Source organism: Pseudocalidococcus azoricus BACA0444, assembly GCF_031729055.1.
Taxonomy (GTDB): domain Bacteria; phylum Cyanobacteriota; class Cyanobacteriia; order Thermosynechococcales; family Thermosynechococcaceae; genus Pseudocalidococcus; species Pseudocalidococcus azoricus.
Map to the genome: position 1 here is coordinate 127818 of NZ_JAVMIP010000001.1, position 26262 is coordinate 154079.

Below are 26262 nucleotides of genomic sequence, written 5' to 3' on the forward strand. Positions count from 1 at the left end.
CTTTCATTTTAGGTTGAGTCATAAAATCAAGAAATAAAGTGAGGAGTGATGAGCAAACAGTTGTAGTTGGGAGACATCTAAAAGAAGTGAAAAGAGGGGTTAAGCTGCCTTAATCTTGAGGCTGTCAAGATATTTTTGGGGATTCGCAGGATCAAACTCTACCCCATCAAAGAACTTCTCCACCCCACGGGAATCCGTAGTCGGAATATCAGTGGCCGGAACCCCTAACTCTTTTGCCGCTTCTCGCCATAGATCCGAACGATTCACCTTATCAATCAGGGCTTGGGCCGTGGTTAAGTCTTTAATCGTCTCTTTATGGAAACCCCAGCGAATGCTTTCAGTCAGGAACCAAAGATCATGGCTCTTGTAGGGGAAGGAAATGCTGTTGCCATTGGGGTCTTTCCAGTACATCACCGCCATTTTGGGATCATTGATTTTCGGCTGGCCATCGCCCATATCGTACTGCCCTTTATAAGGAGCCAACAACACATCCACAGGCGCATTAAAGTATTGCCGCTGAGAAACAATTTTGACCAATTCATCCCGATTGGCGAAATCGTCACACCACTGTTGAGCTTCCATAACCGCTTTTAAAAGGGCCTTGGTGGCATTAGGATTTTTCTCCACCCAGTCAGACCGAATCGCCAGATATTCTTCTGGGTGATAGGGCCAAACCTGCGCCGTCAAGGCCCCAATAAAGCCAATATCTTCCTTAACAATCCGGTAGGGCCAGGGATCCCCGGTACTAAAGGCATCCATTGTCCCATTCTGCATCCCCTTGACAGTCTCAGCCGGGGGAACCGTTAGCAATTCAATATCTTTGTCGGGATCAATCCCATTGGCTGCCAACCAGTAACGAATCCAGAAATCCTGATTGGCCTTGGGAAAGGTGAACGCTGCCTTAAATTTCCGCCCCAGGCCAGTTTTAATGTAATTTGGGTCTTTGATGTTAAGGTGAACTCCTTTTCCTTTTTGGGCACCAGAAATTGCAATCCCATTCCCCTGAGTATTGAGCTTGAGCAGCAACGCCATCGGCACTTTTTGATTGTTAGTTGTAATCGCGCCTTCATTGAGCAAGTAAGGCATCGGCATTTGCCATTGGCCCCCATCTGTTCCCCCGGCGGCTGCCCCAATCACGACATTATCCCGAGCACTGGCCCAGTTGGCTTGCTTGGAGACCTCGGCATTGGGTAAGCCATGTTTGGCAAAAAAGCCTTTTTCCTTGGCAATGATGAGCGGGGCCGACTCGACAATGGGTAAGTAACCCAGCTTAATGGTGTCCACCTCAACCCCTGTCGCAGTTGGACTCGGAGAGGCAGTGGTAGTTTCTGGGGCGGTGGTGCATCCCTTCAAAACCAAGGCTCCAACGGCTGTGGAAGTAGCGGTCACTAGAAAATTACGACGCGAGACTCTATTCATAAGTCACCCTTATAAAAGAAAGAAGATAAGCTGATTTAGCCCAGGCCAAGAAAATGACTCAGGCAACACTCCTTAGTTTGTGTCTAGACAAAATTCGCGCTGACTCGATTCAGGTCTAAACAGTGAACAAAAACCCATAGTATTGTTTATAGATTAGTTCAGTTACAAAGACAATACTAAATATGGAAAGTTATCAATCAATTTAGTAATTCAATCTATATGGTCAACTTATGCCTCTCTGGGGACAAAAAGATAAGTTTTACTTATGATTCAAATCAAAACTGCGGGACGAGAAAAGCACCATCATCATCCATGGCATGACTCATTTAGGCTGAGACAGGGACAAGTCTAAAATCGCTTGATGGGCAGTGTTTTAATATTTCTACGCTCTCAGAGCAGTTTGTCACCCGATAGCCACTACCGCCAGGCCAAGCATCTCTGGACTCAAATCCTGGAAATTCTTCAGAACCCTGGATAGATATTGGCTTCCCGCTCTGGCTGTCCTAGATCGGCTCCCAGGTACAAGACTTCAAAAGAGTTCTACCCCGGCCTGGGCCAAAAACCGTTGACTATGAGCCGCTTCCCCACAGGTTTTGGGAGTGGGAAATACCTTGTCAGGGTTGGCAATTAATTTGGGATCAAAGGCTCGCCGTAAACTGGCCATCATTTCTAGATCAGCCGGACTAAACATCTCTGGCATAAAACATTTTTTATCAGAGCCAATGCCATGTTCTCCAGAAATGCTTCCCCCCACCCGCACACAAAGCTTGAGGATTTCCCCCCCTAACTCTTCAACAGCCTCCAGTTGCCCCGGAATTGCTTCGTTATACAAAATCAAGGGATGGAGATTCCCATCACCGGCATGAAAAACGTTAGCGATTTTATAGCCATACTGTTCACTGAGAGCATTAATTTCCTGCAAGACGTAAGGCAGTTGGGTACGGGGAATCACTCCATCTTGGACAAAATAATTAGGACTGAGTCGCCCAGCCGCCGCAAACGCTGCTTTTCTGCCCTGCCACATTTTCAGTCGTTCCGTCACATCCTCGGCAATCCGAACCTGGCGCGCCCCATTTTGAGAACAAATTTCCATCACCCGCTGGCTGAGATAGGGCACTTCTGCGGCCAGGCCATCCACCTCAATTAAGAGAACGGCTCCAGCATCGCGGGGATAACATTGGGTGGCAACCACATCTTCCACCGCATTGATACTCAAGTTATCCATAATTTCCATACCGGCCGGAATAATCCCAGCTTTAATAATGTCGGAAACCGTCACCGCCGCCGCGTCAATGGTCGTGAAATCAGCCAAGAGAACTTGAATCATTTCTGGGGTGGGTAAAACCCGTAAGGTAATTTCCGTGGCGATGCCCAGGGTGCCTTCCGAACCGACAAAAACCCCGGTCAAGTCATAACCCGGCCCCTCTGGTAAAGCACTGCCGATCTGAATTACATCCCCTGATGGCAACACCACCGTTAAGCCCAAGACATGATTAGTCGTAACTCCATATTTGAGACAATGGACTCCCCCCGAGTTTTCGGCCACATTGCCGCCCACGGAACAAATAATTTGACTGGAGGGATCGGGGGCATAAAACAACCCCTGATTGGTAACCGCTTGCGTCACCCAAGTATTAATCACCCCAGGCTGGACCACAACCCGCTGATTTTCCAGATCCACTTCCAAAACCTGATTCATCCGCGAAGTGACAATCAGCACCCCCTCCAGATGAGGTAAAGCTCCTCCCGATAAGCCAGTGCCTGAGCCTCGGGCCACAAAGGGAATCCGGTAGTGATCACAGACTTTGACCACCTCGGCTACCTGCTCTGTGGAGGTGGGTAAAACCACAATTTTTGGCTGTTGACGATAGCTGGCCAGGCCATCGCATTCATAGACGAATAGCTCTTCAGACCGGGTGACAATTCCCTCTGCCCCGACAATTTCAGTTAAGGCGGTTGTAATGGCTTGCCAAGGGGTTACTTGCGTCAACATAAAGCCACAGTTAAAAATTGTGTAGGAGAGCTTATATTTACCTTAGCTTAGTCTTACGGGCCGACTTAGCTAGAGGCGAAAATAGCGCATAATTCCTGTAGCAATTGCATTGGCCATGGCTTGGCGATAGTTGGATTGGGCTAAACGAATTCCATCTTCCCGCCCGGTTAAGAACCCAACTTCCACCAAAACAGCGGGCATTGAGGTTTTACGGAGAACATAAAAACGAGCCTGTCTGACCCCCCGGTCGCGAATTTGAATTTGGCTGAGAATGCTCCGATGAATGGCTTGGGCCAAGGGTAGTCCACTGGCAAAATAATAGGTCTCCAGGCCATTGACTTCTGGATGAGCCAAGCTGAGGGAATTGGCGTGAATACTGACAAAGGCCCTAGCTTTGATTTGCTCGGCACGTAGGACGCGTGGGGCCAAGTCTAGCTCTTGGTCATTGGCCCGGGTCAAGATGGCCTGGACACCCCGTTTTTGGAGAGACTGGGCTAAGCGTTGGGAAATATCCAAGGTGACAACTTTTTCCTGAAGACCATTGATGCCAATTGCCCCTGGATCGCCCCCACCATGGCCTGGATCCACCGCAATCACCACCCGCGCCCGAGGATAGGGGGGTGGATCTGGGACAGGAATAGCGACGGGGTTTGGACTAGCGGCAGCTTCACCGAGGGCTAAAAACTTGGGTAACTGGACAAACCAACGATTGGGAGCCAGGCCACGGACTTTAATATCTTGGGGGCGCATGGTATAGGTTGGCCCCAATTCAATCACCAGCCGCGTTGTTTTAGGGTTAAACTGCCCAACCCGGACTTCTTTGACAAAGTTACCAATGGCTCGCTGGACAAGGGGTCGGCCAAAGCGGGTTCCTGGCAGATCGACGACTAAGCGGGTTGGATAACTGAGTAACTGGACTTGGGGGCGCGTGGTTCCCTCTGCCACAATCTCGAGGCGACTCATGGGGGCATTAAATCGCCAATAATCTAGTTGATTGCCCCAGGCCGGGCGGGGAATTAACCCACTTAGTCCCAGGCAAGTGAAACCAAGAATTGCTTGCACTAATCGCCCCATCTCACTCCCCTCACCACAGCCCCCTAAACGCTCCTGAGGCCCAAAAAGTTTCCTGCCTGGCCTGAACAATAATCTGGCCAACCTAACCCTGAGTCACGACCGGCCAGCATCTCCTCTAGTCCCATGGCCGAAAAGCTGCCGATGATCCTGTCCCAGTAATTTTGGACTGAATATATAAAAATACGTTCAACCCTAGAAATCATGCAGATGATGTGGGAGCCTGCTGGTCGTCATACCGCCAAGGGGGCCGAGAATGTCAGAATAAGAACATTAGTCCGTTCATAAAAGGTCTCCCCGGTCAGGTTTGAGCACTAAGAATCACTGCTCGGGGCCTGGGAGCTAAACCGTTTGAGATCATGGTGTTTGCGATAAGGAGTTTATTTTGGTTAGTACCCTTTACACCACAACTAAATCAGCCGAAATTTTTGCTGCTGCTCAAAACCTGATGCCAGGAGGAGTTAATTCTCCGGTGCGGGCCTTTAAGTCTGTGGGGGGGCAGCCGATTGTTTTTGATCATGTAAAGGGCGCGTACATCTGGGATGTGGATGGCAACCAATACATTGACTATGTGGGAACCTGGGGCCCAGCCATTGTTGGTCACGCCCACCCCGAGGTGATTACGGCCCTCCACGCAGCCTTAGAAAAAGGAACCAGTTTTGGCGCGCCCTGTGTTCTAGAAAACATCTTGGCAGAGATGGTGATTGCCGCCGTTCCCAGTATTGAAATGGTGCGGTTTGTCAATTCTGGCACCGAGGCCTGTATGGCGGTGTTGCGGGTGATGCGGGCGTTTACGGGGCGAGAAAAAATCATCAAGTTTGAAGGCTGCTACCACGGCCACGCCGATATGTTTTTGGTCAAAGCTGGTTCTGGGGTGGCCACCCTCGGATTGCCTGATTCGCCTGGAGTCCCCAAAGCCACAACTGCCGCTACACTCACTGCCCCCTATAACGATCTCGAAGCGGTTAAGGCTCTCTTTGTCCAAAATCCGGGGGAAATTGCTGGAGTTATTTTAGAACCTGTGGTTGGAAATGCGGGGTTTATTGTCCCTGAGGCCGGGTTCTTAGCGGGTTTGCGGGAAATTACTCAACAGTCAGGGGCCTTGCTGGTCTTTGATGAGGTGATGACGGGGTTTCGGATTGCCTATGGGGGAGCGCAGGAGAAGTTTGGGATTACCCCAGATTTAACAACTCTCGGCAAGGTGATTGGGGGTGGGTTACCCGTGGGAGCCTATGGGGGACGCAAAGAGATTATGTCCATGGTTGCTCCTGCTGGGCCGGTCTATCAAGCTGGGACATTGTCGGGGAATCCGTTGGCCATGACGGCTGGGATTAAAACCCTGGAAATTCTCCGCCGCCCTGGAACCTATGAGTATTTGGATCAGGTGACTGGTGAGTTGGCTCGGGGCTTGGTGCAGGTAGCTCAAGAGTGTGGCCACGCGGCCTGTGGGGGGCATATTAGTGGGATGTTTGGGATGTTCTTTACGGATGGCCCAGTACACAACTATGAAGAGGCCAAAAAATCTGATCTGACCAAATTCAGTGCTTTTCATCGGGGGATGTTAGAGCGGGGTATTTATCTAGCCCCCTCTCAATTTGAAGCCGGGTTTACTTCCCTGTCCCATTCCCAGGCCGAAGTCAGCCAAACCTTAGCCGCCGCCAAGGAGGTTCTCAGCCAATTGACCTAGGTTCCAAGTCGTGCAATTCCCCTCAAAGCCATGATTGGATTGTCTTGAGATTGAAGAAGGATGCTAAATTTAGGCCAGATCTCATCATTATTTCCTTTTTTTGCCATCCTGAACCAGGCCTTTATGCAATCCATCGCCTTTCCCTCGCCCCACCATGAAGCAGTGCATCAGAATGTTATTTTGTCGGTGCGGGGTCTGGAGATGACCTACTATGCTGGCCACCAGGCAACCCCAGTCCTTAAGGGCATCGATCTGGATGTGAAAGCGGGGGATATTGAACTGCTCATGGGGCCTTCCGGTTCCGGCAAAACCACTCTTCTCTCGATTATGGCCGGTATCCTGACCCCCACAGCCGGCCATGTGCGCTTGTTTGGCCAAGATATTACCAGTCTTCCCAAACGGCAATTGGCCCAATTTCGGCTCCAAAATATTGGTTTCATCTTTCAAGGTTTTAATTTATTTCCGGCCCTGACTGCTGCCGAGAATATTGGGGTCGCACTCCAGCTTAAGGGAGTTCCCAGTAAACAGGCTAAAACACAGGTTATGGAATTGCTTGAGCGGGTGGGACTGGCAGAACGGGCGGATCATTTACCTGAGGACTTATCAGGGGGACAAAAGCAACGGGTAGCCATTGCCAGAGCTTTAGCCGGCCATCCCAAGCTGATTTTGGCCGATGAACCGACTGCGGCCTTAGACTCCCAAAGTGGACGGCGCGTGATTGAAATTCTGGGACAACTGGCCAAACAGGATGGGTGTACGGTGGTGATGGTGACTCACGATCCCCGCATTGTGGATATTGCGGATCGGGTGGTTTATGTGGAGGATGGGCAAATTACACCCCCAAGTTCGCCAATCAAGGGCAAAATTCATTCGGAAAGTTGCAGAGAGTAAGAAGTTTTCAGAATTTAGCTGTTATTTAAGATACGGTTAGCCAAGATATTTCAGACCCGTTACTCTGGAAGTAGTTAACTTTTATTAAGAATCGCTTGTTTATTGCTGCTTCTGCTGTTTTATCCGGGTCTTCATGAAATCACAAAAAACCCTCTGGATTCTTTTAGTTGCTGGGTTTTGCTTTTGGTCAGGTTTGGCGATCACGCTGCCGACACTGCCCCTTTACATCCAAAGTTTGGGCGGAACACCTCATCAGGTGGGAATTGTCATGGGTGGATTTGCCATTGGTTTGATTGCCTCCCGGGCCTGGTTGGGGAAGTTGGCGGATCGCAACGGCCGGAAGCGAGTCCTGTTGATTGGCTTGGGGGTTGCGGTGTTGGCTCCCCTGACCTATCTCCTGGATTTCTTCTTTTTTCATTCCTTGCCCCTCATGTTTGCGCTGCGCGGTATCCATGGCATTAGTATTGCGGCTTTTACCACGGGGTATGTGGCCCTGATTGTGGATATTGCCCCACCGGAACATCGGGGACAGATTTTAGGCTACACAAGTTTAGTGCATCCCATGGGAGTTGCTTTGGGCCCAAGTTTAGGGAGTTGGCTAGAAGCAGAGGCGGGCCATGGTTGGGTCTTTTTAGCCGCAACGTTATTTGGCCTGGCTGGCCTGGTCTGTATCCTCTATGTTCGAGAATGCCCTCCATCCTCCGCCCAAGCTGAAAACTCAGGCCTATTCTGGCGACTATTAGGGGCGGCGCGGTTACGAATTCCCACCCTAGTAATGTTACTGGTTGGGTTAGCCTTTGGGACTCTTTCCACCTTTGTCCCGCTGTTTATCAAGGCAGAAAATATTGACTTTAGCCCAGGCCTGTTTTACTCTGCAGCAGCTTTGTCCAGTTTTATTGGGCGGGTGGCAACCGGCAGTGCTTCAGATCGGTGGGGCCGGGGAGTTTTTATTAGCCTAAGTTTACTGTTCTATACCGCTTCCATGGTGGGATTGGCCCAGGCCCAGACCGGGGCAGATTTACTGGTGGCTGGATTTTTAGAGGGGTTTGGGGGCGGTGTTTTGATTCCGATGATGTCGGCCTTGATGGCGGATCGGTCTCAACCCGATGAACGGGGGCGAGTTTTGAGTTTAACCATGGGGGGCTTTGACTTTGGGATTGCCATTGCCGGGCCGATCATTGGGGCCTTGGCGGCAGATTGGGGCTTAAGGACATTATTTGCCTGTGGAGGTGGTTTTACGATCTTAGCCTTGGGCCTATTTTTTAGTGGCAGTGGTTTGAAAGTGGCCGACTCCTACCGATTTGCCGTGGGGCGGGGGCCCGATCCCTATGCTCTGCCCATGCCGATGGAGAACTAATCTGTTGCCACACCGTTCCAAAAAAGCTTTTTAAGATTCCTAGCGCAGGGTATTCTAAGGATTATGGGGACGGGGATTCAGACTAAAACCTTAATCTTAGTGGCAACTGCGGCAATTCTCGGTGGCAGTTTATACCTATTTCAACAAAAGCTTCCCCCCCCTGCCAGTGAACAGGCCGTCACCTCCGCAAAGCCCGTTTTTAATTTACAAGAATCTCAAATTACTGGCCTAGTTCTTAAGCAGGGAGAGCAAGCCCTCAAGCTGGAGCGGGATGATCAGGGGGACTGGCAGATTTTAGAACCTGTTGCCGCTAGGGCAGAAACTGGAACTGTTGTTTTTTTATTAAATTTAATTGCCACAGCGAAAACTGAAAAGAGTCTTACCGTGCCCCTGCAGACTGCCGATGAATTTGGCCTGGCCGAACCTATAGCCACGATTGAAATCTCAACACTGGCTCAGGGAACCCATCGGTTAGTTTTGGGGGGCCTCACCTTTGATCGGAATCAACTTTACGCCCAGGCCGACCCGCCCATAATCCCCACAGATCCACTGACCATTATTGTTGTCCCGTTGCAATTCTTAGATGCTATCAACAAACCCTTACAGGCCTGGAAAGCCCAACCCACTCCAACGCCTTCAGCATCCCCTTCTCCGCCTTAAAAAACTCCAAACACCATCTGGCTAAATATTTGTTAAGAACTGTAATGGGCAATGCCGGATTGTCTTGGTCTAGTCGCTATATTGTTAAAATCGGTAACAAAGATGAAAATTTGGGATATTTAGGACTATGGGGCGTACTGGTGTATTACTACTCAATTTGGGGGGCCCAGATAGCCTTGCCGATGTCCGTCCCTTTCTCTACAACTTATTTTCCGATCCTGAAATTATTCGCCTGCCCTTTCGGTGGTTACAGAAGCCCCTGGCCTGGTTGATCGCCACTCGTCGCGCCAAGACATCAGAAGCAAATTATGCCCAAATTGGGGGGGGGTCGCCCCTGCGTGAGATTACCGAACAGCAGGCCCAGGCCTTACAGGAATCCTTAGCCCAGGAGGGAGTCACCGCAAAGATTTATATTGGGATGCGGTATTGGCATCCCTTCACCGAGGCAGCCTTGGCCCAAATTAAAGCGGATGGGATTGAAGAGTTAGTCATTCTGCCTTTGTATCCACAATTTTCTATTAGTACCAGTGGTTCCAGCTTTCGACTCATAGAAAGTCTTTGGCAGGAAGATTCCGCTCTTCAGAAGATTAAATATACGATTATTCCCTCCTGGTTTAACAATCGCGGCTATATCCAGGCCATGGTAGCCTTACTTCGCCAAGAACTCGATCAACTGCCAGAACCAGAAAAAGCCACCATTTTCTTTAGTGCCCACGGCGTACCCATCAGCTATGTCACCGAGGAAGGGGATCCCTACCAGGCCGAGATTGAGGCTTGCGTCCATTTGATTATGCAGACCCTCGGACGCTCAAACCCCCATGTGTTGGCCTATCAGAGTCGGGTTGGCCCCGTAGAGTGGCTCAAGCCCTATACGGAAGATGTGATTCCAGAATTGGCAGCGAGTGGAGTAAAAGAACTGGTGGTGGTTCCAATTAGTTTTATTTCTGAACATATTGAAACCCTCCAAGAAATTGACATGGAATATCGAGAGTTGGCGGAGGAGTCGGGAATTCATACCTTTCGGCGCGTCCCAGCCCTGAACACCCACCCGGAATTTATTGCCGGTCTCAGGGATTTAGTCACTACCGCCCTAGAAGCCCCTCCCTATACCTTTGCCCAAGTGACCCATCCCCGCAAGCAATTCAAGCTCTATCCCCAAGAACGGTGGGAATGGGGCATGACATCGGCCGCGGAGGTCTGGAATGGGCGGTTGGCAATGATTGGCTTTATTGCTTTGCTCTTAGAGTTAATTAGTGGTCAAGGCCCCTTGCACATGGCGGGTTTACTGTAGCTTAAGCAGCATGATCCTTAACCAGGACGAAACCCCAGTCAGGTAACACCAAGCTGGCGACTGAAGTATTGTCGGTACAAATCACAGCGCACACAGGCCGCATTCCCTGCCAAATGCACCAGGCCAAGGCTATGGAGCTTAAAGCCAATGGTTGAATCTAAGACCACCGCCTCAGAACTTTGCACCACTTCCTTAAAGGCGGGAACTAATTCAGCCCGTTGATGGAGATGCCACCACTGCCCCCGGAGATGATCCCGATAGAGTCCAGTTTCCGTCGCGGCCTGGGTGATTAATTCTTGCCAACTTAAGTCCTGTTTCGCCAAATGGTAAAGGGTCAAGCGAACCAAATAGGCATGACCGCCAATTAACTGCTGCAATTCGGTCAGTTGATTTTGACTGAAGTCCAGGCCATGTAACTGGCTGAGTTCCAAAATTTGGGCCTGGGTAAATTCCGGCAAGTCAACAGCCAGGCCAACGTTAAAAGGCGATTGATTAATATCGAGGGGAATGTAAACCTCTGTCCCATGCACCACAATCAAGCGTAAGTTCCGCCAGACATCTCGGTTTTTTGCTTCTTCATGCCAGGCCCGCAGTAAGCCAAAAAAGTCACTGGCAATGGCCGGATATTCAAACACCCGATCCACCTCATCCAGGCCCAGGGTTAAGGGGCGATCACAGTGGGGCAATAAATATTCTTCAAAATAGGCCGTGCAATTGTATTTACTCCCAAAAATATCGTCCCAATAGTCCTGGAGTTTATTTTCCAGGCCCAACCGCCGCCCAACTCCGGCACAAAACCAGCGCAACAGTTTATCCAAGTTACTAAAGACATCGGCATCGGCCAACTGAAAACTGAGGGGAACCGTGGCATAGTTTTCTTCCGTAGCGCGATAGAGTAAGCGGGCCATCAGAGAGGTTTTACCCATCTGGCGCGGGGCTTTGATCCGAATTAAAGCACCGGGTTGGAGCAGAGTTTCCCGACAGCGGCTTTCAATGGGGGGCCGTTCCATATAAAAGGCTGAGGCTACTTCCACCTGTCCTTCCGGGAGTTCTGGTTCGGCCACAGGCAACGGCGGTGCATCTTCGGCAATTGTGGGCGGGGGGGGGAGGAGACTAGCACCAGAACCAGAAGGCATCTCCGGGGCTTGGGTCGGTTCGCTCGTGGCATTCACTAGGCTTAAAACTTCTTGCAGCAGGGCTGGGGTATCGGTGGAACTGTGCCAAAACCGCTGCTGAAGACGGTGTAAGTAACCGCGCAATTCGTAGTTGAGGGGTAAATCCAAGGGAAAATTAACCCGAATTGGCAAAATAAAGGGTCGCCGTTCCGGTCGCTGGGCCTGGAGATTCCGCACCGTGCGAACTTCCTCTAAAACCATCTCACTTTGGGCAGATTGGCTTGAAAGCAACAGCAGAAAAAAGTCACACAGTTGCAATTCCTGGTCAATGCGCTGGGCCCAACCTTCCCCCATTTGGATACTTTGACTGGCCATAAACGGCTGATGACCGGCCGCCACCAAGGCTGCAAAAAATTCCTCCGCGAGTTCCTGTTCTTCGCTGCCATTGGAGTGACTAATAAAAACATTCCGGCCCTGGCCATAGGCTTTGAGGGGGGGGAAGTCTATGTCTGAGGCAGGAGTTGGTTGTCGGGTTGGGGGCGGATTGGCAACAATGGCAGGGCCTGGCGGCGGGGAATGAGGCCGCAGCAGATCCTGAACTGGGGTGCGGAGAAAATTACCTAGACGTTTCCAAACCGGGGGCGCGCTGTCAAGATTTTGCAGGGCCTGGAGCACTTCATCCGCCGAGTTATAGCGTTCATAGACCCCCGGCCGGATCATCCGCGAGAGGATTTCCACCAGGCCCCCGCTCACCGCCATTTGGGCTTGCCATTGCCAGTTTCCCAATTTATCTTGGGGCAGTTGGAGAGGATTCTGACCACTGAGAGCCTGAACGCCGATCATCCCCAGAGCATAGAGATCACTATTGGCGCGTGGCCGCCCTTGGGCCTGTTCGGGAGGCATATAACCCGGAGTCCCAATGGCAATGGTTTGAGCTGCCGCCGCCCCCATCAGTGTCCCGCCGCCAATGGACAGCCCCATTTGTTTAACGGCTCCAAAATCAATTAAGACCAGCTTTTGATCACTCACTCGTCGCATCAGATTATCCGGCTTAATGTCCCGATGGATGACCCCACAGCGATGGACAAAACTGAGAATCTGCAAAACATCCGTCAGCATTTGGATCACTTGGGCTTCACTCCAACAGCAACCAAGGGGTAACTCTGTGCGTAGAACATGACCTTCAATGAAATCCTGCACCAGATAAAACTCTTCACCCTCGGCAAAATAGGCCAGGAGCCGAGGAATTTGATCATGATGGCCGAGTTTTTCTAGGACTTGAGCTTCCCGAAAAAATAAATCCCGTGCCAGGGGAAGGAAGTTGCCATCGGTGCGGGCTGGGCGCAGATATTTAACCACACACTTGACCCGCCCAGGCCGGTGGGTATCCTCAGCTAGAAACGTTTGTCCGAAGTTACCTGCACCCAGAACACTGAGAATCCGATACCGACCACCAAAGGTTTTACCAATCATGCCAATACTAGGGGCGTTATTGAGGGAGAACTCGACCAGGCCCAGCATCCAACCGCTTGAGGAGCTTAGGTATTTTGGCTGACCTCTCAAGGATCAGGATAACTTTATTTTTGGCTGCTGCCAGAGTCAGGCTGATTTTTTGGCCGACCGGGCCGTCCCTGATTGATCTATCAACCTGGGCTAATCCCGACAACAGTGAACCAAAACCAACAAATCCCGTCTAAGACAGTGGCAGAAGCAGGGCTCTTAAGGTGAGATTCTCCGGGGTCAGGGCTTCCAGTTGATTAATCAAAAAATTTTATGACTCATGTTAGTTACCTTACAAAAATTTGCAAAGCCAAACATTAAGACATGATTAATTTCTAGCATCTTCCTAAGAAAATGGTATTCAAAGTAACAGAATTCCCAATGAGCACCTCCTGATTGTTCTTGATCCCCGCTGGTTTGTCGCAATTTTTAACGGAGATTTGCTTTGGGATCGTTGTCACTTCTAGTTTTATTGTCCATAATAAGGACAGTTCCTCAGTCATCAAAAATTTATCATTCAATAACTTTATATTTAATAAATGTCTAATTAATGTCTAATTTCTTGATAATTTGTTGCATAGGTGAGGGGTGGCTTAAGTAATAGCAGATTGTTGAAAAAACCAAGAATTTAAGGATGATTTAAGATGCAAACCTTCCACACCATTCACTGCCCCAACTGTGGCCGCCCCGCCGAGCGACATTTTCTCCACTTGGATCGCATTAGCCGAACCCAATGCCCAAGCTGTGACTATTTAATGGTGCAGTGCCTCGATAGTGGTCGTGTCATTGAAGCCTATGCCCCAGGCCTGGCCGAGCCTAAATATCATCTCCCCCTCCTGCCGCGTCGGCCTGCTTTTTCCCACTGATCCCCCCACAAACCTGGGAATATTTGGTATAGAGAGTCCTATGCCGGGGGTAAATCAAACAGAACAGTCGTCATATAGCGGTCTGCCCAGGCCTGGCCAAAAGCTTTTTCCAGCACCCGCCGAGTTTTGTCGTTTTGTTGTTGTTGCAGGCAGTAACGTTGCTGACCGGCAAGGATTTTTTCGGCTTGTTCTGGGTTTAAGGGAGTTGCCTGCTGGGCCTGGTGGCAGTGAATCTTGAGGTAATCCCCAACCCGCTCCAGAAATAAATCTTCCTCCCCAGCATCAGCGGGCCGGATAAAAAGACAAAACTGGGAAAAAATACTCCCCCATTCCGGTAAATCTCGCTGTTGAGTGAACTGACGCTTAGGGAGATGACTGAGGGGGGCATGATATACGGTAGGGAGATCTGTTTCCACGGGAGATAAATCTACAATTGCAGCGGAAATTTGCCCCCGGCCCCCGACCAAATCCGTGCCAAACATGGGTAAAGCATAATTGGGCCGCGGAAACATCACACAGTGCAAAATATCTAAAATGGTGCCGACCCGGGCGAGTTCTAAATGGAGTTTGCGAAATTGGCCAGTTTGGTAGCAACGGTTTTCAATGGTGAGTTTTTCCCCTTCCAGTTTCCCTTCCACATAGCCTAAATCCTCTGGGAGTTGATAGGGAGATAGGTCTAAGGTTTCTGCCCAGATTTGTTCAATGTGATCTGCAAGGCGACCAATCAGGGGATGTTGTTGCTGGCGAATGGATTGAGTCATCGCCAGATCCTATCGTAAGGGGCGAATCAAAGGCAATAACTGGGAAAAGTCATCAGTCCAGGCCGAGATCTGAACAGTCCCGACCAATTTTCGCCAGCGGGGATCAGTCCTTAAGTCGGCTAAATTTTCCGCATCTTTAGTCAGTAAGACCCAACGTGAGGGTGTTTTTCCGGCTCGAAGTTCCGCTTCAGAAACCTGTTGATCCGATTGAATGATCGAAAACAAGTTTAACCGCTCACTTAGGGCAGCAATAACCGGTTCAAGGTCTAAAAAGCGATTGGTGATGTTAATAGCCACCAGGCCAGTGGGCTTCAATTTGGTGAAATAAAGTTCTAGGGCTTCTTGGGTTATCAAGTGAATTGGAATCGCATCGGAGCTAAAGGCATCCATTACTAATAAGTCAAGACGGTGATCCGGGGCCTGGGCCAAACCTAAGCGACCATCCCCTAAGGTAATTTGGGGTTTTGTCGTAGCACTGGTTAGATAGGTAAAGTATTTTGGGTTTTGGGCCAGGTTAACGACAAGGGGATCAATTTCATAAAAACTCCAGGCCTGGCCGGGTTGGGCATAACTGATTAATGTGCCGATTCCCAATCCCAAAATGGCCACATTCTGGAAGCGATCTCCCATAGCTGTAAAAACCTGACCAATAGGGCCAGTGGGGGTGAAGTAGGTCAGCGGCACTTGGGTTTGGCCAGGGGTCATATTTTGGCGGCCGTGGACAGTTGTGCCATGAATTAAGCTGTGAAATCCGGTCTCTGAATCCGCAAGCACTTGATAGACTCCAAAAAAACTCCGTTCTGTGGCCAAAACATTTCCCAACGAACTCAAGGAAAACTGCCCTAATAAGCCCACTAAAACCAGACCTAAGCCAATGCGCCATTTCCTTAAGCCCCAAATCCAGGCCAGGCCAATCAATAACCCAAAGGCCATCAGGAATCCCCAGGCCGACTGTTGGGCAATGGTCAAATTTAACCCAATTAATAAGCAACCGAGTAACAAACCCATACTTAAGGGCCAGGTGAGGCGTAAACCCGTTCCCAATTCCAGATCCGGAAGTAGCAATAAACTGACAACAATAATCCAGGGATATTCCAAAACCGTTGTCAAGACGAGAGGCGCAATTAAACTGTTGACCAGGCCCCCCAACATCCCGCCCAAGGCAATCGCCAAATAAAACCGTGTTAAATAGGCGGGATTAGGTCGAGATTGCGCCAGTTTTTGATGAAAGAGATAGGCGGCAATTGTAAACACAATTAAATGCAAAGGTAAAATAAATCCCAAGGGCTGGGTAATTTTCAACAGTAAGAGCATCACCAAAACCACACCAGCCAGGGGCAAGGCTCCAGTTATCAGCTTGGGTAAGGTGGCTTGGGGGCGGGCAAAACTCACAATAAATGTTATTAAGTACAAACTGAGGGGAATGGCCCAAAACAAGGGGATCGCGGCAATATCGGTGGTGATATAGGTTGTCACACTTAAGAGCCAACTGGCCGGAATAAAGGCCAGCATCACCCAGCGGAGTTGGAGCCGGGGCGTGGGGGCGGGGGCAGCAAAGGATTGATCTGGCGCGACTGGTGCATCGGGATGATTGAATTGTTCTGCCCTTTTTGTGATATCTCTGGGCCGATTCCTGATTTCTCCTAACTCCTTTCCTTGCACCCCACTGGCACAGAGACCAACCAACAGGACTAAACAACCATACAACCCGGCCCAAAGTTGGTTTTGATGGGTCAAAGTTAACTGCGGTTCCAAGAGGAGGGGATAGCCCAACAGGCCCATTAAGCTACCAAAGTTGCTAGCTCCATAGAGAAAATAGGGATCCTGGGCTTGGGGATGGGCAGTGGAGCTAAACCAGGCCTGGAGCAGAGGAGCCAGAGTAGAGAGGGCAAAAAACGGTAAACCAACCCCCAACAGCAGTACGGCCAATACCCAGGGAATCGGATTGGCATCCACAGGGGGCAACCCATCGCCGGCAATTTTTAAGGGCAGCACCGCCAGAGGAATTAGCAACACCAGGCCTTGTAACCAAACTTGATTTTTCAGGCAAAATCGTTGGGTGATCCAATCACTGTAGCCATATCCCAAGAGCAAGAGGGCCTGGAAAAAGAACAAACAGGTATTCCAAACTGCCGGCGCGCCACCCAACAAGGGCAACAGCATTTTTGCCACCATTAACTGGACCCAAAACAGCAGCAGCGCACTCAGTCCCAGGGATAAGGCATAAATAGGTAGCAGAATTTTAGGGGGGAGGGCAACGTTCATGCTGATCAAATAGCTCGGTTCTTCGGTTTTTCGGGGGCACTAGTTTCCCGATTTCAGCCGCAACGAGGTATAGCCTTGTAAAAGCAAGATGGCATCTGGCCATCCTTAGCACTGTAACTGATCAATATTCTGAGAGCATCCGATCCCAGTTAGCATCAGGTTTCATTAGTTAAGATTTTCCTATAGGTCTTTGATATGAGCAATTCCAGTTTTAGAGCCGTTTTACGGTTTCCTTTGCCTGTTATCAATTAGGGTAAGAGGTTGCGTTAACTCTCATCATTAGGTACATCAGTTTATGGCCAACTTAGCCCCAACAATCACGGCTCTGGATACCTTCCTGAGGCAACCTAATATTGAGGCATCCCCGGCCTGGGAGTTCATCAATGGGCAAACCTACCAAAAGCCAATGCCAACCCTCTATCATTCTCGGTTACAGCGAAATTTGGTGAACTGGATTAACCAACATCCTAGAGATTATGAAGCAATCCAAGAACTTCGTTGCCTTGTCCCCCCGTTTTCTCCTGTGCCCGATATTTCTGTCATTGCCCTAAGCCGCTTACCTGAGTCTGATGGGCCGTTCATAGGTGCCCCCGATTGGTTGATTGAAATTCGCTCACCTGACCAAAATACCTTGGACTTACAAGCCAAGATTGTCCATTGCCTATCCCAGGGAACCCAACTGGCCTGGTTAATTGATTTGCAAAAACAACAGGTCTGGGCCTGGCAAGGGGAGTCATTGCCCCTGATCTATGAAGCTCAGCAGGTTTTACCAACGTTAATAGGCATCCCCGGCCTGGCAGTTGTGACCTTGATGGAGATGACTCAAGCACAAGGCCAGGAAAGAGGATTTTCTAGCTCTGGGTGAACTTAACCAAGGCCGTGAGTATATCCCAAGCCCCGCCACTGTCTAAAACAGTCCGGGCAACTTTAATGCCGGCGGGTAAATCTACCACGGCTTCCCCCACTTGCAACACTAGGCCCGCGTTTAAGGCCACAACATCCATTTGGGCTTGGGTGCCTTTGCCTTGAAGGACTTGGGTGAGAATTGTCACATTTTCCGTTAAGCTTCCTCCATGAATTGCAGTAATTGGTGCCGGAGTTAAACCTAGGGCTTCTGGTTCTAGTACCTGAGTTTCAATGGCTTGGGTTGTGGGGTTGATCACGGCTAAATCTGTAAGTCCTCCTAGCCCGGCCTCATCGACTCCCTCGCGCCCATGGAGGACAATCGCCCGGCGGGTTCCCAATTGTTGTAAGGCGGTGGCCATGGGTTCTAAATAGGCGGGACTGTACACTCCAATCACCTGGCCTGTGGGTCGAAAGGGATTCACCAAGGGGCCGAGGAGGTTAAACACGGTTCTTACTCCCAACGTTTTGCGAATTTCCGCCACGGCTTTCATCGCTGGGTGCCAACCCGGTGCAAATAGAAAGGTAATTCCAACCTCGTTTAGGGCGGCTTTGACCCGGGCCGTATCGGTTTGGAGATTAATGCCCAAGGCCTCTAAAACATCTGCTGAACCAACCCGACTGGAAATAGAACGATTCCCATGTTTGGCCACCTTAACCCCTGCCGCCGCCACCACAAACGCCACTGCCGTAGAAATATTGAACGTCCCACTGCCATCTCCCCCTGTCCCACAGGTATCCACTAGGGGCACACCCAAATCCCAGGCCTGGCCCGGTGACTGTTCTAGGAGAGTTTCTGCCATCCCTGCCAGCTCATCGGCTCTCACACCCTTGGCCTGGATTGCCGCTAAAATTGCCCCCGACAATACCGGTGGAATCACAGACCCTAACCACCCCTGCATCAGATCTTTGGCTTGGCTACGGCTGAGGGATTCACCCGCAAGGAGTTGCCGTAAGAGTGCGGTCGCGTCAATCATAGGTATCGGACTGAAGGAGAAACAAGTTTAATGTTATCCCTTTACCCACAAAACACTATCGCCCGACCTCAGTTGTCTGAAAGGCAATTCATTCCAGAGGAGTCGCTCAAGATGGGCTAAATCCGCGCTGGGTTTTAGGCTTCTATGCCCTTAGCAATCGGGAGAAATCTAGACTCAGAACCTCAGGATTTAACCTGTTGCCGGGTCTGGCGGGCCTGGAATAGATGCATCGGGTAGCACAATAGGGATGAAAAGGTGAGCAAATAGGTAATGACTTGGGTAATTTGACACATGGCCTGGAGGTCTGTTCCGGCCAAACAGGTCAGTTTTTGTAAGGTAGAGCTAATACAAAACAGCAGCCAATAGACAAAAATCATCCGGAGCAGGGTTTCACTGTGAGCCGTAAACTCATCTAATTCTGCCCCTTGTCCAACCAACTTCATCACTCTGGGAGTGGCTTCAGTTCGCACTAAAATCACCAATCCAATCACTGAGGCTAGAGCCGAAGCTCCCAAAATTAGATGATGCCAGGCCTGCATACGGTCACACTCCCAAACTCAAACTGCAATGGAACGCAAGACTTAACCACACCTTTACCGAGGCGTAATCCCAAGTCTAGGAGAGGCGATTTACAGGAGAAAAGAAATCCTTACAATTTGCAAATTTTCGGGTAACAAAGTTTACAATTCCAAGTTTTGCAACGGTTTCCGCTCCCACTCCCCAAATCAAGGCAGACTAAAAACAGTCTGAAAAATCAAAAGTAGATGACTCCAAAGGAATCCTATGGCCCCAATGCGCTTGAACTTAATTGAAGGAGCCGTCAGTTTTAGCTTTACTCCCCAGGCCGCCCAAGATTTACAAGAGGCTTTACGGGAACTTGTCCACCATCTCAAACAGGCCGCCAACACTAAACCCGGGACCCAAAAACCCTGGCCGGTCTTGGAATATCAATATACTGGCGAGGTTTTCTTAGAAGTCTTTTGCAACCCAAACATTTGGCCCACCCCCTTTGCCGCCAAGGTGTTGATTACCGTTCGTGACGAGCGGATGCGTCTCACCACTGAGGCCGAACTGACCCGAATGCTAGAGGATATTCAAGGGTATTTGGATGAACTGGGCTAATGTCCATCTGGGGTTGCCTTCATCTCAATTTTGTCGAACCTTGCCATAATCGCTGCCCAGGCCAAAATTCACCTGCTGCGATAGGGAAGGCCATCAATGCCTGTTAATTCCCCCAAAAACTATCCGCCCCCAGAAGTTAATCCAGAGGCGGTCTAGCGGTCATCAATTGTTTGGATCAGACTGCCGGAAGGAACTCCGACATGGGGTCAAAGCACAACTCCGGCCTACAGCCGATTAGCCCCAAAACGATGACCCAATTGTTTACTACTATCTGACATGGGCATCACCTCCATTTCCCTGTACGGACTCAAGAATGATTTGAACTTCTACAAACTAACATGGTTTTTCAAAAATAGGGAAGGGGTTTGTTAAAAATGATCAACAAGAGGCTGATCCCAGGCCTGGAGCATCGTTGCAGCAGATGATCCCCTGGAGTGCTACCCAAGCTGAAGAATATAGGTTAATATCCGGCAAAGATGACCTGAAAATCGCCCAGATTAACCTTCTCCTAACCCAAAGCCGAAATTTTCTTGTGTCTGACCTTCCTGCTGACGTTCAACAAATTCGCCAACAACTCCAGACCGCCTTGGAGCAAGCCGCCCAGTGGCAACAACGGTATGAGTCCCAGGCCCAAAGGTCTTCTAGCCGTGTCTCTCATCATCCTTCCACAGCCTCAGAACCACCCTCTAGCCAACCAGACAGGACTCAGACCATCCCAGCCGAAATCCGCCAAGTTACAGATGTCACGGAGCTACAAGGACAACTGGCCCAGGCCCAGTCCCAAATTGCCCAACTCACTGCGGCCCTCGCCCAAGAACAGGCCAATCATGCCAAAACTCGCCAAAACCTGACCAATGCCCTCGCTGATGCGATTGAAAACCTGACCCGTTTACGGAACCAACCCCCTAAAACCCCATAATTTCAGCCACATTGGCCAATTCAGGGACAACATTACGATGAAACTGGGTCGTCTCCTGTTGCAAAGCCGTATCGGGATCCTTGAGGCCATTGCCGGTGAGGACGCAAACAATCGTGGCCCCACTAGGGATTTGGGCCTGATTTTTCAGGAGTCCCGCCACCGAAGCCGCGCTGGCCGGTTCACAGAAAATTCCCTCTTCGCCCGCCAACATACGATAGGCCACCAAAATCTCGCTATCGGTGACGGCCTGAAAGTCCCCTTGACTGGCGGCGCGTACGGCTAAGGCCCGTTGCCAATTGGCTGGATTCCCAATCCGAATCGCCGTTGCAATGGTTTCGGGATGTTGACAAATTTCTCCGGTAACTAGGGGAGCCGAACCCGCCGCTTGAAAACCCATCATTCGGGGTAAGCGTGTGCCTTTATTTTGCTCGTGATATTGGCAAAAGCCCATCCAATAGGCCGTAATATTGCCCGCGTTCCCCATGGGAATACACAACCAATCCGGGGCATCACCCAAGGCATCCACCACTTCAAAAGCCGCCGTTTTTTGCCCTTCTAAACGATAGGGATTGACAGAATTAACCAGGGTAATCGGGTAGGTTTCGGCCATTTCTCGAACAATTTCTAAGGCCCGGTCAAAGTTCCCCTGAATCGCCAAGACTTCCGCCCCATAAAGCAGGGCCTGGGCTAGTTTACCTTGGGCTACATAGCCTTCGGGAATCAGGACATAGGCCCGTAAGCCTCCCCGTCTGGCATAGGCCGCCGCTGCCGCCGAGGTGTTCCCTGTACTGGCACAGATCACCGCCTTGGCCCCGGCTTCTTTGGCTTTGGAGATGGCCATGGTCATGCCCCGATCCTTGAAGCTGCCCGTGGGATTAAGACCATCGTATTTGACATAGACTTTGACCCCCCGACCAATGGCGGCGGCAATCCGCGGCACGGGAATCAGGGGAGTGTTGCCTTCGTGGAGGGTAATAATGGGCGTAGTCTCGGAAACGGGTAAGTAGCTCCGATAAGCGTGGATCAGTCCCTGCCAGGCCTGGGCGGTGGGTAAGGTTAACGTCGAGGTCAAAGCGGTGCGTCCGATGGTAAAACGAGGGTTTGGCGTGTTTTCTAGTTTAAGGGATGGAATGCATCATCTCTAGCTGGCACGCCTGGGGATTCTTGGAACGTCCCTAGCTCATTGAGGTGTAAGGCCCATCCCAAGCTAGAGATTCCTGGCACAATGGAGATACCTAACTGGCCAAGCTGCGATGGACAACAGTAATCTGCTTCAGCAACTCCTCCTGATTGGGGTCGGAACAACGTCTTTAATTACGGAAAAAGTCCGGGGGATGACGGATCAGTGGGTCCAGGAAGGCCGCCTCAATCCCGACCAGGCCAAGGCGATGATTGATGAGATTGTCAACCACCTCAAAGCCGATGCCTCAGGAATAGAAGGGGGCTTGCAGCGGCAATTTCAGCAGTTTTTAGAAGAATTAGGCGTGCCCCAACAAACGGAAATGGATGAACTACGGGGACGGATTGATCGCTTAGAGCGACGGTTACGGGATTTAGAAAATCGCCTCTGGCAGTAAAGGGCCCCAATTGACAGGCTAGGATCAATTCAATCGAATCATTTGCAAAACTGTCGGGGAGTTTTCTGTGCAAAATATTATAATCAGTCTAGCGGTCGTCGTTGTTTGTGCCCTAGTTATTGTCATTGCTCAACTGGTGACACCCACGGGGCCGGTGAATGCGGATCCCCTGGATCAGGGACAACCCACCAGGACAACCATCTCTACCGATCCGACTCCGCTCCTGGCCCAAACTCCTCCTCTCCCAACTCAACCTATGACCCAATCTTCTGATGCTGATTACACGACCACCCCCTCAGGCCTGAAATATCGCGATCTGAAGGTCGGCACCGGGGTTGAACCGAAAAAAGGGCAGGTTGTCGTGGTGGACTATACCGGCACTCTGACCAATGGCAAAACCTTTGATAGCTCGCGGGATCGGGGACAGCCGTTTCAGTTCACCATTGGTGTCGGGCAAGTGATTAAAGGCTGGGATGAAGGGGTCGGCACCATGCGCGTTGGCGGCCGGCGTGAATTAGTGATTCCGGCCAACTTAGCCTATGGCTCTCGGGCTGTGGGTGGTGTGATTCCGGCCAACTCGACCTTGGTGTTTGATGTGGAACTCTTAGGGGTCAAGTGAGGCCGGACTGGAGATGGTTCGCGCCCTGCATCTAGTCCAAGTCAGTGACACCCATTTGTTTGCCGAACCGACAGGAAAGCTTTTGGGACTGGTCACGGCTGATTCCTTTCAATCGGTCTTAAGTACCGTCCAGGCCCTAGCACCAGCCCCTGATCTTTTAATACTGACGGGGGATTTAGCCCAAGACCATCAAGCTAAAACCTATCAATATTTGCGTACCCTCATGGCCTCACTGACTACGCCAATCTATTGGTTGGCAGGGAATCATGATCAACCCGAGTTGATGGTGCAAGAACTCAGTCATCCCCCCTTCAATGGGATCAAAGCGTTCCAGGCCGGGGGGTGGCAATTTATCTTATTAAGTTCCCATTTGCCGGGTCATGTTCATGGTCACTTGAGCCAGGAAACGTTGACAGACTTAAGCACCCAACTCCAACAAGCCTCCGATCGTCCCACCCTTGTTGCCCTCCATCACCCCCCTTTTTTAGTCGGTTCCCAATGGCTAGATGGCAGTCGCTTAGATAATCCTGAAGACCTGTTCGCGGTTTTGGCGTTGTTCCCCCAAGTTAAGTTAGTTCTGTTTGGGCATATTCATCAGGAGTTTCAGCAGGAGCGACAAGGGATCACCTATCTTGGTACACCTTCGACCTGCATTCAGTTTTTACCCGCAAGCCAGGAATTTGGGTTAGAGCCAGTGGGGCCAGGATTTCGGCAGGTCTGGTTATATCCCGATGGGGCCTGGGAAACGAAAGTGACGCGAGTTGATTTTTCGACGCAGGTTGATGCTACTGCCACCGGCTACTAAACAACTCTCCTGAAGCGGTTTGCTGGCAAATCTGTTCAATCTGGATGGGGGCCGGGGTTTGTGTAGAGGAATGAGTATTGAGCCACAGAAAAAACTCTCGATTACCGGCCGGGCCAAGTAAGGGAGAAGGGGTTAAGCCTTGGGCCAACCAGCCAAGATGTTCAGATGCCTCTAGGACTTTTTGAATCGCCGTGGCCTGGGCTTGAACATCCTTGACCACCCCGCTTTTACCCACCAGTTCTCGGCCTACCTCAAATTGGGGCTTGACGAGGAGGAGCAGTTCTTTGGGGGCAATTAAGAGATTGACTAGGGCTGGCAAAATTTTAGTTAAGGAAATAAACGAGACATCTGCCACGGCCAAGTTGGGCCAGGGATCATCGGGTTGATACAGATCCCTGGGCTGTAAGTAACGGATATTGGTTCGCTCTTTGAGAATCAGACGGGGGTTTTGCCGCAGTCCCCAATCCACCTGCCCATAGCCCACGTCAATGCCATAGACGCGCCTAGCTCCGGCCTGCAAGAGACAATCCGTAAATCCCCCCGTCGAAATACCCGCATCTAAACAGATCCGCCCTTCCAGTCCAATCGGGAATTTGGCCAAGGCTCCGGCCAGTTTTTCGCCACCGCGGGACACATAGGGGGGGCGTTGTTTGATTTCAATCGCGGCCTGGGGAGAAATCAGTGTACCCGGCTTATCAATGATTTGCTGGTTGACTCTGACCTGACCGGCCTGGATCAGCCGCTGGGCCTGTTGACGGGAGAGGGGGCCGCTAGGGTCTAGACTCAGTTGACGCTGGACGATCAGCAGGTCTAAGCGTTGTTTAGGAGGTTTACCCGCAGCCATAGTTTAGAACGTGCTCCCAGTGTCCCCAAGCAAGCCTACCCCTGCTAGCAGAGCCGCAACATAGTCATACTGCTCTTCGGGGGCATCCTGCTGTAAAACCCGCGCTTTTAAATCGGATAATCCGCTAGCCAAGGTTGTCGCCACGTCTCGATAGGGGGCCTGGGCAGCGAGGAGATCGGTGAAGACCGTCTGTTCAATCTCAAGGCGACTGGGTAACTCTGGGCCGGAAAAGGCGGTTTCGTAGGCGGTGGTGGTTACATCATATTTTAGTAGAAAAATCAAAGCTTGACTTTGGCGGTGCAACTGATCCCGCAATTGACGGACATGGAGTTCAGACCGCTCAAAACCAATTTGGCCGGTGATGCGGAGTTCAACTATGGCTTCAGGCGTTTCCGACCAGTGGGACTGCACTAAAGCTTGGGCGGCTGCTTCAATCTGGTTAGGTAGTTGTTCTGGCCTGATCTCCAAGTGCAGCCGCAGGATGGGCCGTTGCTGGTAGTCTCGTTGGAGTTGGGCCTTAATTTTGCCCCGCTTCAATTCAACTAGATATACTCCCCGTGGGGTTTGAGCTTGGCTTTCGGCAATGGAGTTAGCTTCTACAGAACCCGGATTGAAAATCCAATTCTCGTAGCTGTAGTTGCGGTGAATATGCCCAAGGGCCAAGTAATCCACACCCGCATCTTTCAGGGGCAGCAGATCTTGATAGCGTAAGGCTCCAGCATAGCGAGCAATTTGTCCTTCCAAGCCCTGATGAAACAACATCACTGTAGTCGTGGGGCCGGAGGGAAGTTGGTCAATTTGGGCTGCTAAGTTTTTGATCGCCGTCACGGCCGCAGAGCCATACCACCGGGAGCCAATCACCCGCACCCCGCAGGCCAGATCCAGATACCCGCCCGTTCCTGCCGATTCATCCCAGGCCTGAAGGATTTCATGCTCATCTGGCTCCAGCAAATAGAGTAATCCCAAATCCGAGAGATATTTCAGCCAACTGGTTTTTGTCCCATAGGGGCGGTAATCATGGTTGCCCTCAATGGCCAGCACGGGAATATTAGCTGCTTTGAGTTGATTGAGAACCACTTGGGCCTGGTTTAAGGTGGCGGGAAGAATTTGCCGTTGTTCAAACAAATCCCCGGCAATCACGACAAAGTCCACCTGCGCCTCCAGGCCATAACGAATCACCGCATCCTGAAAGGCAAAGAAAAAATCTAACGTCCGCTCTGGATTGTTGTACTTGTCAAATCCCAGATGAACATCGGCCAGATGGAGAAAACGGGGCATAGGGCAGGTTTAAACCCGATGGGGGGCTGAGAACATGGGCGGGCCATGAGATCAACAAGCTAGTGCTGGAGAAGGAATCAAAAATCAGTGCATAGGGGCCGCTGTCCAGACGTAAGCCTCAAGGTAAAGATACCTGATCTGACCCCGCAACTTCCTCACATTCTGCCCCATTTTTGGCGGCCGAGTCAGGGTCACAGAGGCTCATGGTGGTGATTATCGGCAGATAAATTCGACTTGTGGGACGATTGGGGGTAAGTTAAAAACCTATCTTAATCAAGTTACTTTCCTTGTCATGGAACTGGGATGCGGTAAAATACGTCCCGATGGCTGGGTATTATTACC

At 50.7% G+C, this 26262-nt stretch carries 23 protein-coding genes; 12 read left to right on the plus strand and 11 right to left on the minus strand.

Annotation, left to right across the window (positions count from 1 at the left end; genetic code table 11):
• Window positions 1-99: 99 nt before the first annotated feature.
• The 3 genes from RIF25_RS00600 to RIF25_RS00610 form a co-directional block, all read right to left on the minus strand.
• Window positions 100-1419 carry a CmpA/NrtA family ABC transporter substrate-binding protein gene (locus RIF25_RS00600; RefSeq protein ID WP_322876632.1) on the minus strand — a complete coding sequence of 440 codons (1320 nt, stop codon included), beginning with the start codon at window positions 1417-1419 and terminating at the stop codon, window positions 100-102.
• A 529-nt stretch (window positions 1420-1948) separates the two neighbouring features.
• Complete coding sequence (glcD, locus tag RIF25_RS00605; protein WP_322876633.1) at window positions 1949-3412, minus strand: glycolate oxidase subunit GlcD; 1464 nt, start codon at window positions 3410-3412, stop codon at window positions 1949-1951.
• Window positions 3413-3481: 69 nt separating this feature from the next.
• Window positions 3482-4486 carry an N-acetylmuramoyl-L-alanine amidase gene (locus RIF25_RS00610; protein WP_322876634.1) on the minus strand — a complete coding sequence of 335 codons (1005 nt, stop codon included), beginning with the start codon at window positions 4484-4486 and terminating at the stop codon, window positions 3482-3484.
• A 382-nt stretch (window positions 4487-4868) separates the two neighbouring features.
• Between RIF25_RS00610 and hemL the strand changes: the two genes are divergently transcribed.
• From hemL to hemH, 5 genes are all read left to right on the plus strand, one after another.
• Window positions 4869-6170, plus strand: coding sequence for a glutamate-1-semialdehyde 2,1-aminomutase (gene hemL, locus RIF25_RS00615; protein WP_322876635.1), 1302 nt, complete (start codon window positions 4869-4871; stop codon window positions 6168-6170).
• A 123-nt stretch (window positions 6171-6293) separates the two neighbouring features.
• Window positions 6294-7061, plus strand: coding sequence for an ABC transporter ATP-binding protein (locus RIF25_RS00620; RefSeq protein WP_407682280.1), 768 nt, complete (start codon window positions 6294-6296; stop codon window positions 7059-7061).
• Between the two features lie 133 nt (window positions 7062-7194).
• Window positions 7195-8418, plus strand: a complete 1224-nt coding sequence (locus RIF25_RS00625) for an MFS transporter (protein ID WP_322876637.1) — start codon at window positions 7195-7197, stop codon at window positions 8416-8418.
• 63 nt (window positions 8419-8481) lie between these two features.
• The gene (locus tag RIF25_RS00630; RefSeq protein ID WP_322876638.1) at window positions 8482-9078 is read left to right on the plus strand and encodes a DUF4340 domain-containing protein; all 597 of its coding nucleotides are present in this window, start codon (window positions 8482-8484) and stop codon (window positions 9076-9078) included.
• Between the two features lie 127 nt (window positions 9079-9205).
• Window positions 9206-10369, plus strand: a complete 1164-nt coding sequence (gene hemH / locus RIF25_RS00635) for a ferrochelatase (protein ID WP_322876639.1) — start codon at window positions 9206-9208, stop codon at window positions 10367-10369.
• A 38-nt stretch (window positions 10370-10407) separates the two neighbouring features.
• Here hemH and RIF25_RS00640 read toward each other — a convergent pair whose 3' ends face one another.
• The gene (locus tag RIF25_RS00640; protein ID WP_322876640.1) at window positions 10408-13005 is read right to left on the minus strand and encodes an AAA-like domain-containing protein; all 2598 of its coding nucleotides are present in this window, start codon (window positions 13003-13005) and stop codon (window positions 10408-10410) included.
• A gap of 623 nt (window positions 13006-13628) precedes the next feature.
• Between RIF25_RS00640 and RIF25_RS00645 the strand changes: the two genes are divergently transcribed.
• Window positions 13629-13850, plus strand: a complete 222-nt coding sequence (locus RIF25_RS00645; protein ID WP_322876641.1) for a hypothetical protein — start codon at window positions 13629-13631, stop codon at window positions 13848-13850.
• Window positions 13851-13888: 38 nt separating this feature from the next.
• Here the strand turns inward: RIF25_RS00645 and RIF25_RS00650 are convergent, their stop codons facing one another.
• Together RIF25_RS00650 and RIF25_RS00655 are read right to left on the minus strand one after the other, a co-directional pair.
• Window positions 13889-14611: a phycocyanobilin:ferredoxin oxidoreductase gene (locus RIF25_RS00650; RefSeq protein ID WP_322876642.1), complete on the minus strand. Its 723-nt coding sequence runs from the start codon at window positions 14609-14611 to the stop codon at window positions 13889-13891.
• Between the two features lie 9 nt (window positions 14612-14620).
• Window positions 14621-16876, minus strand: coding sequence for a spermidine synthase (locus tag RIF25_RS00655; protein ID WP_322876643.1), 2256 nt, complete (start codon window positions 16874-16876; stop codon window positions 14621-14623).
• Between the two features lie 295 nt (window positions 16877-17171).
• Between RIF25_RS00655 and RIF25_RS00660 the strand changes: the two genes are divergently transcribed.
• Window positions 17172-17741 carry a Uma2 family endonuclease gene (locus RIF25_RS00660; RefSeq protein WP_322876644.1) on the plus strand — a complete coding sequence of 190 codons (570 nt, stop codon included), beginning with the start codon at window positions 17172-17174 and terminating at the stop codon, window positions 17739-17741.
• On the opposite strand, the gene trpD is transcribed toward RIF25_RS00660, so the two are convergent.
• Both trpD and RIF25_RS00670 read right to left on the minus strand, forming a co-directional pair.
• Window positions 17728-18756: an anthranilate phosphoribosyltransferase gene (trpD, locus tag RIF25_RS00665; protein ID WP_322876645.1), complete on the minus strand. Its 1029-nt coding sequence runs from the start codon at window positions 18754-18756 to the stop codon at window positions 17728-17730. The two genes, RIF25_RS00660 and trpD, sit on opposite strands and share 14 nt — an antisense overlap.
• Window positions 18757-18938: 182 nt before the next feature.
• Window positions 18939-19295 carry a hypothetical protein gene (locus tag RIF25_RS00670; protein WP_322876646.1) on the minus strand — a complete coding sequence of 119 codons (357 nt, stop codon included), beginning with the start codon at window positions 19293-19295 and terminating at the stop codon, window positions 18939-18941.
• 244 nt (window positions 19296-19539) lie between these two features.
• On the opposite strand from RIF25_RS00670, the gene RIF25_RS00675 reads away from it, so the two are divergent.
• Together RIF25_RS00675 and RIF25_RS00680 are read left to right on the plus strand one after the other, a co-directional pair.
• Window positions 19540-19878, plus strand: a complete 339-nt coding sequence (locus tag RIF25_RS00675) for a hypothetical protein (RefSeq protein ID WP_407682266.1) — start codon at window positions 19540-19542, stop codon at window positions 19876-19878.
• Window positions 19879-20410: 532 nt separating this feature from the next.
• The gene (locus RIF25_RS00680; protein ID WP_322876648.1) at window positions 20411-20797 is read left to right on the plus strand and encodes a hypothetical protein; all 387 of its coding nucleotides are present in this window, start codon (window positions 20411-20413) and stop codon (window positions 20795-20797) included.
• Here the strand turns inward: RIF25_RS00680 and thrC are convergent.
• On the minus strand, window positions 20784-21869 hold the full coding sequence (gene thrC, locus RIF25_RS00685) for a threonine synthase (RefSeq protein ID WP_322876649.1): 1086 nt from the start codon (window positions 21867-21869) through the stop codon (window positions 20784-20786). The two genes, RIF25_RS00680 and thrC, sit on opposite strands and share 14 nt — an antisense overlap.
• Before the next feature lie 181 nt (window positions 21870-22050).
• On the opposite strand from thrC, the gene RIF25_RS00690 reads away from it, so the two are divergent.
• From RIF25_RS00690 to cpdA, 3 genes are all read left to right on the plus strand, one after another.
• Window positions 22051-22374, plus strand: a complete 324-nt coding sequence (locus tag RIF25_RS00690; RefSeq protein ID WP_322876650.1) for a phasin family protein — start codon at window positions 22051-22053, stop codon at window positions 22372-22374.
• Window positions 22375-22441: 67 nt separating this feature from the next.
• On the plus strand, window positions 22442-22993 hold the full coding sequence (locus RIF25_RS00695; protein WP_322876651.1) for an FKBP-type peptidyl-prolyl cis-trans isomerase: 552 nt from the start codon (window positions 22442-22444) through the stop codon (window positions 22991-22993).
• Between the two features lie 13 nt (window positions 22994-23006).
• Window positions 23007-23798 carry a 3',5'-cyclic-AMP phosphodiesterase gene (cpdA, locus tag RIF25_RS00700; protein ID WP_322876652.1) on the plus strand — a complete coding sequence of 264 codons (792 nt, stop codon included), beginning with the start codon at window positions 23007-23009 and terminating at the stop codon, window positions 23796-23798.
• Here the strand turns inward: cpdA and RIF25_RS00705 are convergent.
• Complete coding sequence (locus RIF25_RS00705; RefSeq protein WP_322876653.1) at window positions 23779-24642, minus strand: TlyA family RNA methyltransferase; 864 nt, start codon at window positions 24640-24642, stop codon at window positions 23779-23781. The two genes, cpdA and RIF25_RS00705, sit on opposite strands and share 20 nt — an antisense overlap.
• Before the next feature lie 3 nt (window positions 24643-24645).
• Entirely contained in the window at window positions 24646-25920 is a 1275-nt protein-coding gene (locus tag RIF25_RS00710) for a metallophosphoesterase family protein (RefSeq protein WP_322876654.1), read from the minus strand.
• Window positions 25921-26262 lie beyond the last annotated feature (342 nt).